This is a genomic window from Actinospica durhamensis, from assembly GCF_018139695.1.
Taxonomy (GTDB): domain Bacteria; phylum Actinomycetota; class Actinomycetes; order Streptomycetales; family Catenulisporaceae; genus Actinospica; species Actinospica durhamensis.
The window spans coordinates 1-15,643 of sequence record NZ_JAGSOG010000214.1; the positions used below are offsets into that span (position 1 = coordinate 1).

Below are 15,643 nucleotides of genomic sequence, written 5' to 3' on the forward strand. Positions count from 1 at the left end.
CGGGGACTGCCGCAGACGGGGACGGGACAGGGACGGGCGAGTATCAACGGCGGGCCCGATAACAAAACGGGGCTGAGGCAAGCGGGACGCGGCTGAGGCAAGCGGGACGCGGCTGAGGCAAGCGGGACGGGGCTGAGGCAAGCGGGACGGGGCTCAGACAGGCAACGCAGCGCTGAGGCAAGCAGGACGAAGCTGAGGCAGGCAACGCAGCGCTAAAGCAAGCAGGACGGGGCTCAGACAGGCAAGGCAGCGCTGAGGCAAGCAGAACGAGGCTCAGACAGGCAAGGCAGCGCTGAGGCAGGCGAAACACCGCTGAGGTGGGCGGACGGCATGGGTCTGGGGCAGCCGGCGCTGTCGTCACGTAACGTCACCGGCTTGGGATGTGCGGAGAGGCTTCACGTAACGTCACCGGCCGGGGATCCGTGGAGAGGCCCGCTGCCGACTCTCGCCACGACGGGCGCGGTGAGCTGCGCTCGCAGTCGTGTACAGGGCTCCAAGCGAAGAGTTACGATGAGAGAACACTTACACGAATCGTGCGCTTTCTCGCGAAGGGGCGAGTGCCATGGTGGGTCTGGACATCGCGCTTGCGATCGTCATCCTCGGCGGACTCATCGGTCGGCCGCGGTTTCGGATCGTGCGGCAGTTCGAGCGTGGGGTCGTGTTCCGGTGGGGGCGGGTGCTGGGGCGGCCGCGTGAGGCGGGGATCGCGGTATTGCGTCCGTTCTCGGACAAGCTGGTGCGCGTCAACACCCAGATCATCACGGCCCCGGTGCCGGCCCAGGAGGGCATCACCCGGGACAACGTGACGGTGCGGGTGGACGCAGTGGTCTACTACCGGGTCATGGACCCGGTGAAGGCCCTGATAGAGGTACAGGACTTCACCTTCGCGATGATCCAGGTCGCGCAGACCTCGCTGCGCTCGATCATCGGCAAGTCCGAACTCGACGACCTGCTCGCCAACCGCGAGCAGCTCAACCAGGGGCTCGCGCTGCTGCTCGAGTCGCCGGCGGTGGGGTGGGGGATCCACATCGACCGGGTGGAGATCAAGGACGTCGCGCTGCCGGAGTCGATGAAGCGGACGATGGCCCGGCAGGCGGAGGCGGACCGGGAGCGGCGGGCGCGCATCATTACGGCCGACGGTGAGCTGCAGGCCTCGAAGAAGCTGGCGCAGGCGGCCGACGTGATGGCGGACAGTCCGGCGGCGCTGCAGCTGCGGCTGCTGCAGACGATGGTGGAGGTCGCCTCCGAGAAGTCCTCGACGGTGATCCTGCCGTTCCCGGTGGAGCTGCTGCGGTTCCTCGAGCACTCCTCGCTTCCGCACACCGACCAGGCGGCGCGCAACCGGGCCGACGCCCAGGAGCTGCGGGAGCGGCGGGAGGCGGCCAGGGCGACGCAGGGCGTGGCGCCGGCGGACGCGGCGGCCGGGCTCGCGGCGCCGGACGCACAGGCTGCGATCGGACCGAGTGCGGCAGGCGCCTCGGGCGCGCCGCCCGTGCCGGGTGACTCGACCGAGCCGATCAAGTCGAGCGATCTGGTCGGGTCGACGCCGGTGATTCCGGAGGTGCCGGAGATTCCGGACGTCCCGGAGGTGCCCGACGTCCCGGTGGAGGAGCGACTGCAGGACGAGCTCGAGGAGGAACTCGGGCACGCGCCGGGGCTGGAGGACGAGCCGCGAGGGGATCGGGAGTCGTAAACCCGCAGGTGAGGCAAACGTAACCGGCACGGACGCCGCGTGGTCCGGCAGGGCGTAGCCCCGGGCTACCGCGGCTACGCAGCCACTCCCCCGCCTCCGGTCCGCCGCAGGTGCGCCAGCACCACGGGGTCGAGGCTGCCGGGGACCAGGCGGGCTTCGAGGTTCTCGATGCCGGCCCAGACGGCGAGGACGCGGTCCAGCTCTGCGCTGGAGACGTCGCCGGCGATGTGGCCGCGCTGGCCGAGGAGGGATCTGACCTCGGCGGCGAGGGGGCCCTCGAGGTCCATCAGTTCCTTGGGGTCCGGCTTGCCGAACATCATCTCGTGGATGCCGAGCAGCCGGGCCAGCTCGGTGACGGGGTCGGCGTGGTCGTCCACGCGCAGGTCGACCACCACGTCGTCGCCGCCGTACGTTCCCTCGTCGCCGACCACGTAGATGCTCGCGCACTGGCGGCCGCGGCTGTCACCCCCGGCCGTGTCGCCGGCGGTGAGGGCGGCCAGGAGTCTGCGGGCGAGGGGCTCCCTGGGGTCGGAGCCGAGCCAGGCTTCTTCCATCAGGGCGACGACGCGTGAGCCGGCCAGCACGTTGCCCTGGATCGTGTAGCCGTCGCCGGCCACCCCTCCGGCCCAGTCGGTGCACGCGGTGCCGGTGTAGGTGGCGGAGCGGCCGTGGGCGTCGACGACGCCGAGTTGGCGCACCTCGCGGCGCTCGTCGTGCTTGGTCAGGGCGTCGACCGTCTCCTGCGCGGTGGCGCCGCCGCTGAGCATGGCGAGGCCGGAGGCCTTGTAGCCGGTGTTCGCCCAGGCCTGGGTGGCCAGTGCGCCGACCCCGGCCCGGGCGGCCGGAGCGACCGCGCCGGCCGCGAGGAACTTGCTGGCCACGGCGACGCCGAACTGGGTGTGGTCGGCGTTGGCGGCGACGATCGAGTAGGTCATGCGGTCAGCTTTCCAGCACCGGCAGCAGTTCCGGAAGGTGTCCGTCGAATTCTCTGCCGACGGCGGAGCGGGCCGGATCCACCGCGCCGTAGGTGGTGGTGCGCTGGCGGGCGGGACGGCCGGCCGCGGCGGCCATGGCCTCGAGGCCGCGGATGGATTCGTAGCTGCCGTAGGAGGATCCGGCCATCCGGGAGATGGTCTCCTCCATCAGCGTGCCGCCGAGGTCGTTGGCGCCGCTGCGCAGCATCGCGGCCGAGCCCTCCGGGCCGAGCTTGACCCAGCTGGTCTGGATGTTCGGGATGACCGGGTGCAGCAGCAGCCTGGCCATGGCCGTGACGGCGCGGTTGTCGCGCAGCGTGGGTCCGGGACGGGCGATGCCGGCCAGGTAGACCGGGGCGTTGGTGTGGATGAACGGGAGCGTGACGAACTCGGTGAACCCGGCGTGGCCCTGCTCCAGGTTCTTGCGCTGCAGGTCGGCGAGCAGGCGCAGGTGGCCGAGCCAGTGCCGCGGCTCGTCGACGTGGCCGTACATCATGGTCGAGGAGCTGCGGATGCCGAGGGAGTGGGCGGTGGTGACGACCTCGACCCAGGTGGCGGCGGGCAGCTTGCCCTTGGTCAGGATCCAGCGCACCTCGTCGTCGAGGATCTCGGCGGCGGTGCCGGGGATGGTGTCGAGCCCTGATTCCTTGGCGGTGGTGAGCCACTCCCGGATGGAAAGGCCGGTGCGGGTGGCGCCGTTGACCACCTCCATCGGGGAGAAGGCGTGTACGTGCATGCCGGGCACGCGCTTCTTGACCGCGGCGGCGATGTCGAAGTACGCGCTGCCGGGCAGGTCGGGATGGATGCCGCCCTGCATGCACACCTCGGTGGCGCCCACGTTCCAGGCCTGCTCGGCCCGGTCGGCGATCTGGTCGAGCGAGAGAGTGTAGGCGTCGGCGTCGGTGCGGCGCTGGGCGAAGGCGCAGAAGCGGCAGCCGGTGTAGCAGACGTTGGTGAAGTTGATGTTGCGGGTGACGAGGTAGGTGACGTCCTCGCCGACGGTGTCGCTGCGCACCGCGTCGGCGATGCGGCACAGGTCCTCGAGCGCGGGGCCGTCGGCCGTGAACAGGGCCATGGCCTGGGCGTCGGTGAGCCGGGTGGGGTCCTCGGCGGCGACGGACAGGGCCTCGCGCACGTCGCCGTCGATGCGTTGGGGGGCGCGGGCGCCGACCTGGGCGCGCAGTTCCTCCCAGTCGCCGTAGACCTCGTCGAAGTCGCCGCGCCGCTGCTCGGTGCGGCCCAGCGTGTCGATGCTCGCGTGCAGTTCGGTGCGGCCGGCCGGGATCAGCGCGTCGGTCTCCTGCCAGGGCAGGCCGACCGGGCGGGCGTCCGGGTCGGCCAGGCCGGTCTCCGGGTCTGCCAGGGCCCTGACGTGCGGGAGCAGGCGCGGGTCGAGCCAGGGCTCACCGCGGGTGAGGTACTCGGGGTAGACGGTGAGGCGCTCGCGCAGCTCGAAGCCGGCGGCCTTGGTGCGCTCGGCGAGTTCGTCGATGTGCGGCCAGGGGCGCTCGGGATTGACGTGGTCGGGGGTCAGCGGGGAGACCCCGCCCCAGTCGTCGATGCCGGCCCCGATGAGCAGGGCGTATTCGCGCTCTACCAGGTTCGGCGGGGCCTGGATCCGGGCGGCCGGGCCCAGGATGAGGCGGGCGACGGCGACGGTGGCGGCGAGTTCGTCCAGCTCGGCGTCGGGCATGGCGCGCATGGCGGTGTCCGGCTTGGCCCGGAAGTTCTGGACGATCACCTCCTGGATGCCCTGGTACTGCCGGGAGACGCGGCGGATCGCGAACAGCGCGTCGGCGCGTTCCGCGTGGGTCTCGCCGATCCCGATGAGCAGGCCGGTGGTGAACGGGACGCTGCTGCGCCCGGCGTCCTCGAGCACGCGCAGGCGGACGGCGGGCTCCTTGTCCGGGGAGCCGTAGTGCGGGCCGCCGGGCTCGGACCACAGCCGGGTGGCGGTGGTCTCGAGCATCATGCCCATGGACGGGGCGACGGGCTTGAGCCGCTGCAGGTCGGTCCAGCCGAGCACGCCCGGGTTCAGGTGCGGGAGCAGCCCGGTCTCCTCGAGCACCCGGATGGCCATGGCGCGCACGTACGCCAGGGTGTCGTCGTAGCCGTGCGCGTCGAGCCAGTCCCTGGCCTCGGGCCAGCGGTCCTCGGGGCGGTCGCCGAGGGTGAACAGGGCTTCCTTGCAGCCGAGGGCCGCGCCCGCGCGGGCGATGGCGAGCACCTCGTCCGGGGACAGGTAAAGGCCGTGGCCCTCGCGCCGGAGTTTGCCCGGGACGGTGACGAAGGTGCAGTAGTGGCATTTGTCCCGACACAGCCGGGTGAGTGGGATGAAGACCTTCTTCGAGTACGTGATCACCCCGGGGCGCCCGGCCGCGGCCAGGCCCGCGTCGCGCACCCGGGCCGCGACCGCGCACAGGTCCTGGAGATCCGCGCCGCGGGCGCGCAGCAGCAGTTCGGTCTCACCGAGGTCGAGCGCCTCGCCCCGCCGCGCTCGCGCCAGCGCCCGGCGCATGCCGTTGTCCCGCATCGCATTGTCTGCCACTGATCCAGCGTAACCGGTACCGCCGACGGAGATCATGGACGGGTTGCGCCACGCCCGGGCGCGGGGGCCGTGGGAGCCGCCCGCCCGCGCCCGACGTGGCGTCAGAAACCCGCCGGAACCTCAGCTGCCCGGGGGCAGGGCCTGCGGCGATGCCGGGGCGGACGGGCCGCCGGTGGGGGTGCCGGGCAGGGAGAGCCGGGCCAGGGTGCCGCCGTCGGGGGCCGGCAGCAGCGCGATCGAGCCGCCGGAATCCTCGGCCACCTGCGCCACGATGGCCAAACCGAGGCCGGATCCGGGCAGCTGCCGGGCGGAGTCCGACCGGTAGAAGCGTTCGAACACCCGGGGCAGGTCCTCCGGCGCGATGCCGGGGCCCTGGTCCCTGACGGTGTAGACGCCGCCGCGCAGCCGCACGGTGACCTGGCCGCCGGCCGGGGAGAACTTGACCGCGTTGTCGAGCAGGTTCACCACGGCCCGGTCGAGGCCGGTGGGGTCGCCCTGGACGAACCAGGGTTCGATCTCCACGTCGAAGACCAGGCCGGGGCCGCGCAGCCGGGCCCGCTCGACCGCCCGGCCGGCCGACTCGTGCAGCGCGACCTGCATCGTCCTGCGCTTGCCGCCCTCGATGTTGCGGGAGAGTTCGAGCAGGTCGGTGACCAGGCCGGAGAGCTCGTGCAGCTGCTGGTCCACGCTCTCGAGCATGGACTCCTCGCGGCCGGGCGGCAGGGCCCGGCCGGTGCGCCGGGAGCGCAGCAGCAGGTCGACGTTGGTGCGCAGCGAGGTCAGCGGGGTGCGCAGCTCGTGGCCGGCGTCGGCGATCAGGCGCTGCTGGCGTTCCCGGGATCCGGCCAGCGACCGGGTCATCCGGTTGAAGGCCTTGCCGAGGCGGCTGAGTTCGTCGGCGCCGTCCACCGGCAGCTGCACCGACAGGTCGTCGGTCGCCGCGACGTGCTCGGCGGCCTTGGTGAGCCGGCGCACCGGGGCCAGGGCGCTGCGGGCGACCAGGAATCCGGCCGCGGCCGCGAGCAGGATGCCGCCGAGCGCGGCTATGGTCAGCTCGATCAGCAGGCTGTGCAGCGAGCTGTCCATGTTGGCCAGCGACGCGATGGTGGAGATCGAGTATCCGGTGACGCCTTCGGGCTGCTGGGTGTACACGCGCACGTGTTCACCGCTCGTCGTGTACGTGTCGTAGAACTGGTTGTTCTCGGTGCCGTTGGCGACGGCGACCTGGGTGGCCGAGGCCGTGGTGCCGAGGCTGAACTCGTTGGTCGTGTCCTTGCTGTGCTGCGTGCAGGTCTGGCCGCTGGAACTGGAGATGGCGGTCCCGCCGGACTGGGTGAACACCGGGAAGGCGCCGGGTGCCGTGGTGTCGGTGCCGCCGTTCAGACACGTGGTCAGCTGCCCGCTCAGGCCCTCGGTGGTGAACAGCTGGCCGAAGTTGCCCGGCGGGTGGTTGCTGCCGCCCGGGGCGTCCTGGCCCTGGAACTGCCGGGCGAACTGCGAACCGGTCAGCTGCGTGTTGACCTGCTGGTTGAGCTGGTCTTCCACCAGGAAGTAGCAGATCACGGCGGCCCCGACGACGGCGATGGCCACGCCGAGCGCGGCCATCAGCGCGAACCTGCCCTGGAGCGTCAGCCGACGCATCAGGTGGGCCGCCCGCAGCCGCTTCACGGGGTCTCGGCCTTCGACCCCGCCTCGTCCGCGCGCTCCGCCGCCTCGTCCTTCTCGCCGCGGCCGGAGCCGCTCTGGTCTGCGCGCAGGACATAGCCGACACCGCGGATGGTGTGCAGCAGGCGGGGCTCGCCACCGGCCTCGGTCTTGCGGCGCAGGTACATGACGTACACGTCCAGCGAGTTGGAGGTGGGGCCGAAGTCGAAGCCCCAGATGGAGGTGAGCAGCTGCTCCCGGGCGAGCACCTGGCGCGGGTGGCGCAGGAACATCTCGAGCAGGGAGAACTCGGTGCGGGTCAGCTCGATCTGCCGCTCGCCGCGGAAGACGTCCCGGGTGAGCAGGTCCATCCGCAGGTCCTGGTACTCGAGGATCTCCTCGTACTGCTCCTCGGCGGCCTGCACGGCCTCGGTGAGCAGGGCGCCGCGGCGCAGCATCGCCCGGATCCGGGCGAACAGCTCGTCCAGGTCGAAGGGCTTGGCCAGGTAGTCGTCCGCGCCCACGTCGAGGCCGGTGACGCGGTCGCCCACGGTGTCGCGGGCGGTGAGCAGCAGCACCGGGAGCGTCTGGTTGAACGAGCGCAGCCGGCGCAGCACGGTCAGCCCGTCCATCCGGGGCATCATCACGTCCAGCACGAGGGCGTCGGGCATCGCCTTGGCGATCTGCTCGAGCGCCCCGAGGCCGTCGGAGGCCGTGGTCACCCGGTATCCCTCGAACTCCAGGCCCGCGCGCAACGCCTCGCGCACCGCGGGCTCATCGTCGACGACGAGGATGTCCTGTCCGGTCTGCTCTGCGGTCATCTGTCTATACCTTCACTTTCCCGCGTGTGCTTCCAGTACCCCGCCAAGCAGCCTGGCAAGCTCTCATGAGAGGACGGTGAGAGCCGGATGAAGGGCCGCCTCAACTGTGTGAGCACGGCCCTTCGCCCAGGTCACGCCGCGATCTGTCAGACGCCGGTGGCGCCGGCCCGCTCGCGCTTGATGGTGAGCTTGCCGTTCTTGATCTGGGCCAGCCTCGGCACCCGCTTGGACAGCGCCGAGTCGTGCGTGACCATGATCACGGTCAGGCCGAGATCCGCCCACAGCTTCTCGAGCAGCCCGAAGATGTCATCGCGGGTCTCCTCGTCCAGGTTGCCCGTCGGCTCGTCCGCCAGGATCACCTTCGGCTCCTTCACCAGCGCCCGCGCGATCGCCACACGCTGCTGCTGGCCACCGGACAGCTCCGTCTGCAGATGCCCCAGCCGCTCACCCAGACCCACGTCCGTCAGCGCCTTCGCCGCACGCTCACGCCGCTCCACCTTCGACACGCCCAACGGCACCAGCGCCGTCTCCACGTTCTCCTGCGCCGTGAGCGTCGGAATCAGGTTGAAGCCCTGGAAGATGTACCCGAAGTTCTGCGCCCGCAGCTTCGTCAGCGACATCTCCCCCATCTTCGCCATCTCCTGGCCGTCGAACTTCAACGACCCGCCCGTCGGCCGGTCCAAACCGCCCAACAGCTGCAACAGCGTCGACTTCCCATGACCCGTCGGACCCTGGATCGCCAGCATGTCGTTGTCCGGAATCACCACGTCCACACCCTGCAACGCGTGGACCTTCTCGTTCTTACCCTTACCCTGGTAGATCTTGGTAAGGCCACTGATCTCATACATCTGTGAATACTCCTTCGGAGGCGAAAGGCTCAGGAGACCTTGGCCAGAGCGGCTGCCGGGCGGAGGGAGGAGGCGCGCCAGCCGCCGATGCCGCCGGCCAGCAGGCCGCCGAGGACGGCCAGGGCCACCGCGAGGCCGAGGATGCCCATGCCCACCGGGGCGGTCAGGTGCACGGTGATGTCGTTGGCCTTGCTCGCGGCGCTGGCGAAGCCGCCGCCACCGCCCGCGAAGCCGCCGCCGCTGGTGTTGCTGGCGCTGCTGGTGGAGCCGGAGGCGGTCAGGGTGGGCGCGAATTTCTTGATGGCCGCGGCGCCGGCGAAGCCGACCCCGATGCCGATGGCGCCGCCGACCAGGCCGGTGATGATGGACTCGCCGATGACCTGGCGCACCACCCGGCGGGAGGTCCAGCCGATGGCCTTGAGGGTGCCGAACTCACGGGTGCGGCGGGAGACGGCCGAGACCGTGAGCAGCGCGGCGATCAGGAACGCGGCCGCGAGCACCGCGATCGAGAGCCACTTGCCGAGGTTGACGATCAGGGAGCCGGCCGAGGAGAGCGAGCCGCTGACGGAGCTGGCCAGCTCCGCCGAGGTGGAGACGGTCGCGCCGGAGGCGGCGGACTTGATCTCGCTGGCGACGGAGTTGATCTGGGTGCTGCTCGCGGCCTTGACGTAGACCGTGGTGACCTTGCCGGTCTCCTTCGAGATGGTCTGGGCCTCGTACAGCGGGATGAAGTAGTCCTCGGAGGAGGTGGTGGTGGCGATGCCGACGACGGTGAACTTGGTGCCGCCGAGAGTCTCGGTGGCGCCGACCTTGATGCTCTTCTGCGTCGCGTAGCTGGAGTTGACCACGGCGACCGCGGACTTGGCGTCGCTGGAGGTCAGCGCGCGGCCGGAGGCGACGGAGAGCGAGGAGAGCGGGCCGGTGGCGGAGTTGGTGACGTCGACGCCCTCGATGGTGGTCGAGCTGAAGCTGCCGTTGAAGGAGGGCGGGCCGGCCGAGAAGCTGCCGCCGCCGCTGCCGCCGCTGCCGCGCGAGTTGCCGCCGGTGCCCGAGGTGCTCGAGGTGCTCGGCGTCTGGGTGACCGACTGCTTGAGCGCGCCGCTGACGTTGAAGTCGGACAGGGACAGGCTGCCGACGGCGTCGGACACGCCGGAGAGCTTGTCGATCTTGGCGAGCGTGGCGCTGGTGATCGTGCCGGTGCCGGGGGTGACCGACGCGGTGTCCTGGGCGACGCTGGTGGTCTTGGTGCCGGTGCCGGTCTGGCTCTGGCCGGTCGCGCCGAAGGACTGCGAGCCGCCGGAACCGCGGGTCGCGGTCTGCGTGACGGTGATGTCGGTGCCGACGCCGTAGAGCGACTTGAGCACCTGCTCCTGGGCCGCCTTGACGCCCGAGGAGTAGGCGCTGACCGTGATGGTCAGTCCGATGCCGAGCGCCAGTCCAAGCGCGATGACGAGGGCTTGGCGACTGCGCCTGCGCAGCTCCCGGCCCAGGTAGGTGAAGAACATCGATGGCCCCTGGGGTCTGGTCGAGATCGTCCGAGCGCGGGCAAGCCGCCTGCGCGTTCGAGCAGAAATCTGGGGCCTGGAAGTGGACCGGGGGTGAGCCGTGGATGAGAACGCGCTTAGTCACGCAACCGTGACGCGGTTCTTGGCTTCCCTTCAGACCGCGTCGAGGCAGCGCTCATGGCGCAGGTCGGAGCGGCGGATCGCCTTGTGGGGCAAGGGAAGGCGGAGCGGGTCGGCCGCGCCGGACGCGGGGTGAGCCGGAGTCAGAGGGGAGAACGCGGCCGCGGCCGGATCAGTGGCCGGGCGCGATGCGGGCGTGCAGGTGCGAGTCGTGCCGCTCGCCGCCGGGGTCCAGGAAGGAGGCGCGCATGACGCCCTCCAAGGCGTAGCCGGCCTTCTCGGCGACGCGGCAGGAGGCGGAGTTGGCCAGCGCGTGGTCCAGCGAGAGCCGGATCAGGCCGAGGCCGCCGAGCTCGACCGGGGACTCGGCCCAGCCGCTGACGGTCTCGAGCGCGGCGGCGGCCACGCCGCGGCCGCGGGCGGACGGGACGGTCCAGTACGAGGCCAGGGCCTGCTGGGGCACCCGGTCGATGTCGCGGATGCCGACGGTGCCGAGCAGCGCGCCGGTGACGGCGTCGAGTACGACGAAGTACGCGCCGGTGCCGTTGGCCCAGTTCTGGGCGCGCAGCCGCAGCCACATCCCGGCCCGCTCGGCGGCGGGCGCCGCGGCCATGGCCAGGCCGGTGTTCCAGCGCACGATGCCCGGGTCGCTCAGGGCCGCGCCGAGCGCGTCGTGGTCGGCCGCCTCGGGCGGACGCAGGTAGAAACGGCCCGCGGTCAGGTGCAACGGCTCGAGCGCCACCTTTCTGCACCCCTTCCCAAGATCGTCAGGACTCGCCGACCACCTTTTTATCAGATGATCGGCTTCACCAGTCGGCCGCCGAGGTGGTGAACACCTCGGCCGCCAGGGCGAGCGTCTCGGGGCGGCGCAGGTGCGCGAGCGTGGCCGGATCGCGGCCGAACAGCTGGGCCACGGCCGCGCTGTGCCCCTGCTGGAGCAGGGCGAGGGCGACCTCGGCCACCGGCTGTTCGCGCAGGTCGCCGAGGCATTCGTGGACCGCGTCCACGTCGTCGTCCTCGGCCGCCTCGCGCCAGTCCCGCAGCAGCCGGCGGTTGGCCCGCAGCGCGTGCTCGCGGCCCTTGACCAGTTCGCCGCGGTTGAGGTCGAGCAGGTCGATGGTGACCTTGCCGCGCGGGCTCAGGTCGAGGTAGACGCCCGCGGACAGCGCGAGGTGCAGGTGCTCGGCCGGGTCGTCCACGGTGGGGTCGAGCAGCATCGGGGTGCCGTCGGGGGCGAGCGGGAACTTGTCCTGCTTCTGCCTGCTGTTGCAGTACGAGCAGGCCAGCAGGTGGTTGTGCCAGTCGAAGGCGCGGATCGGGCGCAGCTTGACCGGTTCGAAGTGCTCGATGTCGGTGCCGAGGCTGTCCCCGCAATACATGCAGCGCTTGATGCCCGGGCACATCTCGGCGAGCGTGCCGCGCAGCACCGGGAGGATCGCGGTGCGCACGATCCGGTTCTGCCAGAGCCGGTGCGCCTCGCGCAGCCGGTCCCGGGCGGCGGCGATCTTCGTGGTCTGGTCCTCGAGCTCGCGCCGGGTGCGCTCGGGCAGCTCGAGCCGGGTGATCGGGATCACGGCAGTTCCCGCCGCCGCCGGCGCAGCCGGACCGCGATCTCGTCGGCCCGGGTGGCGGTGGAGCTGGTCAGCAGCCGGCTCAGCTCGCGGTGGCGTTCCTCCTCCTCCGCGCTCGCCCGGCCGCGCACGATCTCGTGTTCGAGTTCGACCAGTTCGGTGCGGACCGCCTCGGCCCGCTCGGAGTACGCCGAGTCGAGGCCGAACAGCTCGGAGAGCGCGACGTCGTCGGCCGAACCGTAGACGACGCGGTGGTAGAGCTCCTCGCCCACGACCTCGGCGGCGTAGTGCGCGTGCGGGCCGAACAGCCGGATCAGGCCGCCGGGGTCGGCGGCCTGGCACACGTACGGGCTGTGCGTCGCGACGATGAACTGCGCGCGGGAAGCGGCGGGTGAGCCAGGGGCCGATCCGCCGCTGCCAGACCGGGTGCAGGTGCGCCTCCACGTCGTCGATCAGCACCACGGCCGGGTCCTCGCGGCCGCCGCCGCGGCGGCGCAGCGCCTGCCACAGTTCGAGGGCGAACGCCGCCACCCGGGCGTCCTGGACCGGGTCGAGTCCGGTCAGCAGCTCGGGATCGGGGTCGGGATCGGAAACGGGATCACCGGGCGCGGCCGCGACGGAATCCGCGGCCGCGTCGTCGTACACGGGCCGGCGCTCCCGGTAGTGCAGGCGCAGCGGCGCCGCCTCGGGCGTCCAGGCCACCTGGTAGCCGTGGCCGCTCGGCTCGCCCCGCGCGGCCCCGGCGATCTCGTCCAACAGCGTGCTCTTGCCCGCCTGGTTGGGCCCGGCCAGCACGGTCCAGCCCGGGTAGCCGCCGTCGGGGCGGGCCAGGCGCAGCCCGGAGCGACGCGCGCGGTCGGGCTCGCGCGCGTCGGCCGGGCCGAGGCTGCTCACATACACGACTCGATCCACTCCACCACGGGTTCGAGGTCGACCGGTCCGCTGGTGTCCACCCGGCGCACCGGCCCGACCGAGAGCGGCTCTGACTGCTTCCAGTCGCGGTCGTAGTCGGCCGGATCGGTGGTGTCCTGGTGGATGGGGTGGCGGGCGCCGTCGCGCACCCGCTGGACGAAGCGCTGCCGGGCGAGCTCGTAGGGCACGTCGCAGATCAGCGTGAGCGGCTTGGCTATCCGGGCGCGGCGCAGGCCCGCCTCCACGTAGTGCATCCGGTCGCGCGGCCACCAGGACTCGAGGATGGCCCCGCCCGGGGCGTCGGCCGCGAGGATCCACATGGTCTCGGACGCGCCGGCGCCGTGCGCCAGGTTCCACTCGTCCCGGGCGCTGCCCTCGCCGGGCGCTATCCCGAACACGTCCGAGTACGCCTCCTTGATGGCGTCCTTGCTGTAGAGCGGCAGCGCCATCCGCAGGGAGAGGGCGCGCGCGAAGGTGGTCTTGCCCGCTCCGGGCAGCCCATTGACAAGGACCATAGGTCCCGGTGCGTTTTTCACGCCACAGTCCTATCGTTCGGCGCCCCGGCAGGCAAGAGGCGACGGGGCGTCAACCGACGACCCGTCAGGTCGGCCTCGACGAAAGGGTTCTCCCTGATCAGTCCACCCGTGCGCACGCGTACGCGGCCGAGCCGCGGCAGCCTTCGCCGGAGGCCGGCGCGGCCTACGGCGAGGTCAGGGGTTGTCGCGGCGGCGCACCGTGCGGATGCACACAAGACCGCCGAGGAAGACCACCGCCACCACCGCGAGCACCCCGTCCGGGAATCCCTGCCCGGACGTGGCCGCGGCGACGGGCTGCGAGCTCGGCTGCACCTGGACGAAGGTGATGTCCAGCGGCGAGGCGCTGGGCGAGGGCTTGGCCTTCGCCGACGCGGACGGCGAGGCCGCGGGCCGGGTGGCGCTGTGCTGCTCGGCCGGAGTGGTCGGGCTCGAGGGGTGCGCGGCGGCGCTCGCCGTGTGCTTCGGGGCGGCCGCCTTGGTCGTGGGCGCGGAGGCGGCCGGCTCGTAGTCGCTGAAGTTCAGCCCGGCGCCGAGGGTCTGCGAGCCGCAGGTCTGCGCGGTGAAGGTGAGCTGGTCGGAGTACTGGCCGCCGGGGCTGGCCGAGACGAACTCGGTCTCCAGGTCGACGGTGGCGGAGGAGCCCTGCGACAGATTGAAGCCGAGGTCCACGTCTGTGCTGCGCCAGGCGGCGCCCGGGCCGGAGATGCCGTTCCAGGTGAGGCTGACGGACTGCCAGGAGCTTCCGTTCACCCGCCAGGCCAGCAGCGGCGTGCCCGCACCACCCGGGATCGTCGTTCCCGACGGCGGCTGGACGCTGAGCACCGCGTGCACGTCGGTCAGGCCGAAGGGGCTGGAGTCGGTCAGCGAGCCGCTGGAGAGCGCGGTGGCGTTGGGCGTGGTCACCACCGGAGGCTGGCCGTTGGGCGAGTACGAGAGCGTGCCGAACTCACACCATCCCTGCCCCTTTCCATGCGCGGCCTGAGCAGGCGATGCGCACAGCACCACGGCCGCCGAACACGACGCCACCACGGTCGCCGTCGTCAGAGCACGCCGAACACCCACGGTCATCTCAAACCCCCACCATGTCGAGCCACCGCGGCCATCGTGGCACAGACGCCCACGCGCTGGAATACAGAGTTCGATACGGCTTGGGAACAGTGTGCGACGGTGGGTGTCCGCGGGTGTGTTAGTCTGCCAACCATGTCGCGTAACACCCGCTTCGCCATGATGATGCGAATGATGCCCCCGCTCCCGGAGGCGCTTCGCTAGCGAAGCCGTGCGCACGCGAAAAAGCGTCGGACCCCTCCGGAAACGGAGGGGTCCTTTTTCGTGTCCGCGAGCGCCCGGCTGGCCGCGCTGTTCGGATCCACCCCGACCGTGCTGCCGCTGGCCGGCCCGGACCCGGAGGCCACCGCGGCGCTCACCCTGCTCGACGTGCTGCGCGCGGGCGAGCTGCTCGGCGGCGCGGGCGAGCCGACCGTGATCCTGGTGAACATCGCGCCCCGGGACGGGCACTGGCCCAACGGCGTGCCGTTCTGCTACTTCCGCCACCGCGAGCACCTGGTCATCAGCACCCTGAATCCGCGGGTGCTCGAGCCGGTGCGCCGGCACCTGGGCGTGACCGCGGTGGAGGTCACCGACGTGCGCGAGGCGCTCGAGGCCGCCGCGGCGCAGTGGGCCGAGTTCGACGCGGCCGAGATCGACGAGATCGCGCGCACCCAGTTCCGCAGCCTCTGGTACGTGCCGCTGCTGGCCCGCTGGCTGGTGGACGGACGCCCGGTGCCCGCGCGCCGCGAGGAGCTGGCCGCGCCGCCGGCCGGAGCGCGCCCGGTGCGGGTGGCGGTGGTGGACAACTTCGGCAACTGCAAGCTGGACGCGCCCGCGGCCGAGCTGCCCGGGTACGCGGCGCACGCGGAGCTCGAGCTGACCGACCCGGCCGGCGCCGTGCACCGGGTGCGCTGCTACGACCGGCTGCCCGACGTGCCGCGCGGCGAGCCCGGCGTGATCACCGGCAGCTCCGGCGTCGGCTTCGCCGAGCTGGTGGTGCGCGGCGGCTCCGCGGCCGCCCGCTTCGGCCTGCGCGAGGGCGACGCGGTCTGCACCCTCGAGCCCGGCGCTGTCGGCGACACGACGGCCCACGGGACCACGGACACCGCGCCCAGCGGCGCCGAGGCCGGTGACCGCGTGCTCGTAGGCTGAGTTCATTCTGTTCACATTCCGAGACGGACTCCGAGACGGAACCGTTTCGTCACCGAATCGAAACCATCCCGATTGACAGGCCGGGAAGCGGCCGGAGATGCTGGAAGGCATGTCCGGAAGCAGCCCGCTGGTACGCCGCCGGCACGTCGACCACGCGCGCTGCGCCGCCGATCTGTGTCGCTAGCCGCGCCCGTCCGCGCCGCGCCCCGAAGTTTCGCAACACCCTCATTCCGGACCCCACAGAAGGTTTATCCCGTGTCCCGCTCCCGCCC

General features: G+C 71.8%; 13 protein-coding genes. 2 read left to right on the forward strand and 11 right to left on the reverse strand.

Features of this window, described 5'->3' with window-relative positions; translation table 11 throughout:
- Window positions 1–562 precede the first annotated feature (562 nt).
- Window positions 563–1,693, forward strand: coding sequence for a slipin family protein (locus KDL01_RS30095; RefSeq protein ID WP_212532037.1), 1,131 nt, complete (start codon window positions 563–565; stop codon window positions 1,691–1,693).
- 74 nt (window positions 1,694–1,767) lie between these two features.
- Here the strand turns inward: KDL01_RS30095 and KDL01_RS30100 are convergent, their stop codons facing one another.
- From KDL01_RS30100 to KDL01_RS30150, 11 genes are all read right to left on the reverse strand, one after another.
- Window positions 1,768–2,628 (reverse strand): DUF1028 domain-containing protein, encoded by an 861-nt coding sequence (locus tag KDL01_RS30100; protein ID WP_212532038.1) that lies wholly within the window; start codon window positions 2,626–2,628, stop codon window positions 1,768–1,770.
- A gap of 4 nt (window positions 2,629–2,632) precedes the next feature.
- A complete protein-coding gene (locus tag KDL01_RS30105) occupies window positions 2,633–5,200 on the reverse strand; it encodes a bifunctional FO biosynthesis protein CofGH (protein ID WP_212532051.1) in 2,568 nt (855 codons plus the stop codon).
- 135 nt (window positions 5,201–5,335) lie between these two features.
- Window positions 5,336–6,883 carry a sensor histidine kinase gene (locus KDL01_RS30110; protein ID WP_212532039.1) on the reverse strand — a complete coding sequence of 516 codons (1,548 nt, stop codon included), beginning with the start codon at window positions 6,881–6,883 and terminating at the stop codon, window positions 5,336–5,338.
- Complete coding sequence (locus KDL01_RS30115) at window positions 6,880–7,680, reverse strand: response regulator transcription factor (RefSeq protein ID WP_212532040.1); 801 nt, start codon at window positions 7,678–7,680, stop codon at window positions 6,880–6,882. The genes KDL01_RS30110 and KDL01_RS30115 overlap by 4 nt, the downstream gene beginning before the upstream one ends.
- A gap of 146 nt (window positions 7,681–7,826) precedes the next feature.
- Window positions 7,827–8,528 carry an ABC transporter ATP-binding protein gene (locus tag KDL01_RS30120; protein WP_212532041.1) on the reverse strand — a complete coding sequence of 234 codons (702 nt, stop codon included), beginning with the start codon at window positions 8,526–8,528 and terminating at the stop codon, window positions 7,827–7,829.
- A gap of 29 nt (window positions 8,529–8,557) precedes the next feature.
- The gene (locus KDL01_RS30125; protein ID WP_212532042.1) at window positions 8,558–10,033 is read right to left on the reverse strand and encodes an ABC transporter permease; all 1,476 of its coding nucleotides are present in this window, start codon (window positions 10,031–10,033) and stop codon (window positions 8,558–8,560) included.
- 292 nt (window positions 10,034–10,325) lie between these two features.
- Window positions 10,326–10,895: a GNAT family N-acetyltransferase gene (locus KDL01_RS30130; protein ID WP_212532044.1), complete on the reverse strand. Its 570-nt coding sequence runs from the start codon at window positions 10,893–10,895 to the stop codon at window positions 10,326–10,328.
- Window positions 10,896–10,959: 64 nt separating this feature from the next.
- Window positions 10,960–11,727 (reverse strand): HNH endonuclease family protein, encoded by a 768-nt coding sequence (locus KDL01_RS30135; protein ID WP_212532045.1) that lies wholly within the window; start codon window positions 11,725–11,727, stop codon window positions 10,960–10,962.
- The gene (locus tag KDL01_RS30140; RefSeq protein ID WP_212532046.1) at window positions 11,724–12,068 is read right to left on the reverse strand and encodes a hypothetical protein; all 345 of its coding nucleotides are present in this window, start codon (window positions 12,066–12,068) and stop codon (window positions 11,724–11,726) included. The genes KDL01_RS30135 and KDL01_RS30140 overlap by 4 nt, the downstream gene beginning before the upstream one ends.
- Window positions 12,069–12,614: 546 nt before the next feature.
- Window positions 12,615–13,151: a P-loop nucleotide/nucleoside kinase family protein gene (locus KDL01_RS30145; RefSeq protein ID WP_212532047.1), complete on the reverse strand. Its 537-nt coding sequence runs from the start codon at window positions 13,149–13,151 to the stop codon at window positions 12,615–12,617.
- A 195-nt stretch (window positions 13,152–13,346) separates the two neighbouring features.
- Window positions 13,347–14,075: a hypothetical protein gene (locus KDL01_RS30150; protein ID WP_212532048.1), complete on the reverse strand. Its 729-nt coding sequence runs from the start codon at window positions 14,073–14,075 to the stop codon at window positions 13,347–13,349.
- Window positions 14,076–14,501: 426 nt separating this feature from the next.
- Here KDL01_RS30150 and KDL01_RS45535 point away from each other — a divergent pair, with 426 nt between their 5' ends.
- Window positions 14,502–15,371 carry an SAM hydroxide adenosyltransferase gene (locus KDL01_RS45535; RefSeq protein ID WP_212532050.1) on the forward strand — a complete coding sequence of 290 codons (870 nt, stop codon included), beginning with the start codon at window positions 14,502–14,504 and terminating at the stop codon, window positions 15,369–15,371.
- The last annotated feature ends 272 nt before the right edge of the window (window positions 15,372–15,643 follow it).

Coding starts and splice junctions, on each gene's coding strand:
- KDL01_RS30115 (WP_212532040.1), bottom strand. CDS start 7,680: ATGACCGCAGAGCAGACCGGACAGGACATCCTCGTCGTCGACGATGAG.
- KDL01_RS30120 (WP_212532041.1), bottom strand. CDS start 8,528: ATGTATGAGATCAGTGGCCTTACCAAGATCTACCAGGGTAAGGGTAAG.
- KDL01_RS30095 (WP_212532037.1), top strand. CDS start 563: ATGGTGGGTCTGGACATCGCGCTTGCGATCGTCATCCTCGGCGGACTC.
- KDL01_RS30100 (WP_212532038.1), bottom strand. CDS start 2,628: ATGACCTACTCGATCGTCGCCGCCAACGCCGACCACACCCAGTTCGGC.
- KDL01_RS30105 (WP_212532051.1), bottom strand. CDS start 5,200: ATGCGGGACAACGGCATGCGCCGGGCGCTGGCGCGAGCGCGGCGGGGC.
- KDL01_RS30125 (WP_212532042.1), bottom strand. CDS start 10,033: ATGTTCTTCACCTACCTGGGCCGGGAGCTGCGCAGGCGCAGTCGCCAA.
- KDL01_RS30145 (WP_212532047.1), bottom strand. CDS start 13,151: ATGGTCCTTGTCAATGGGCTGCCCGGAGCGGGCAAGACCACCTTCGCG.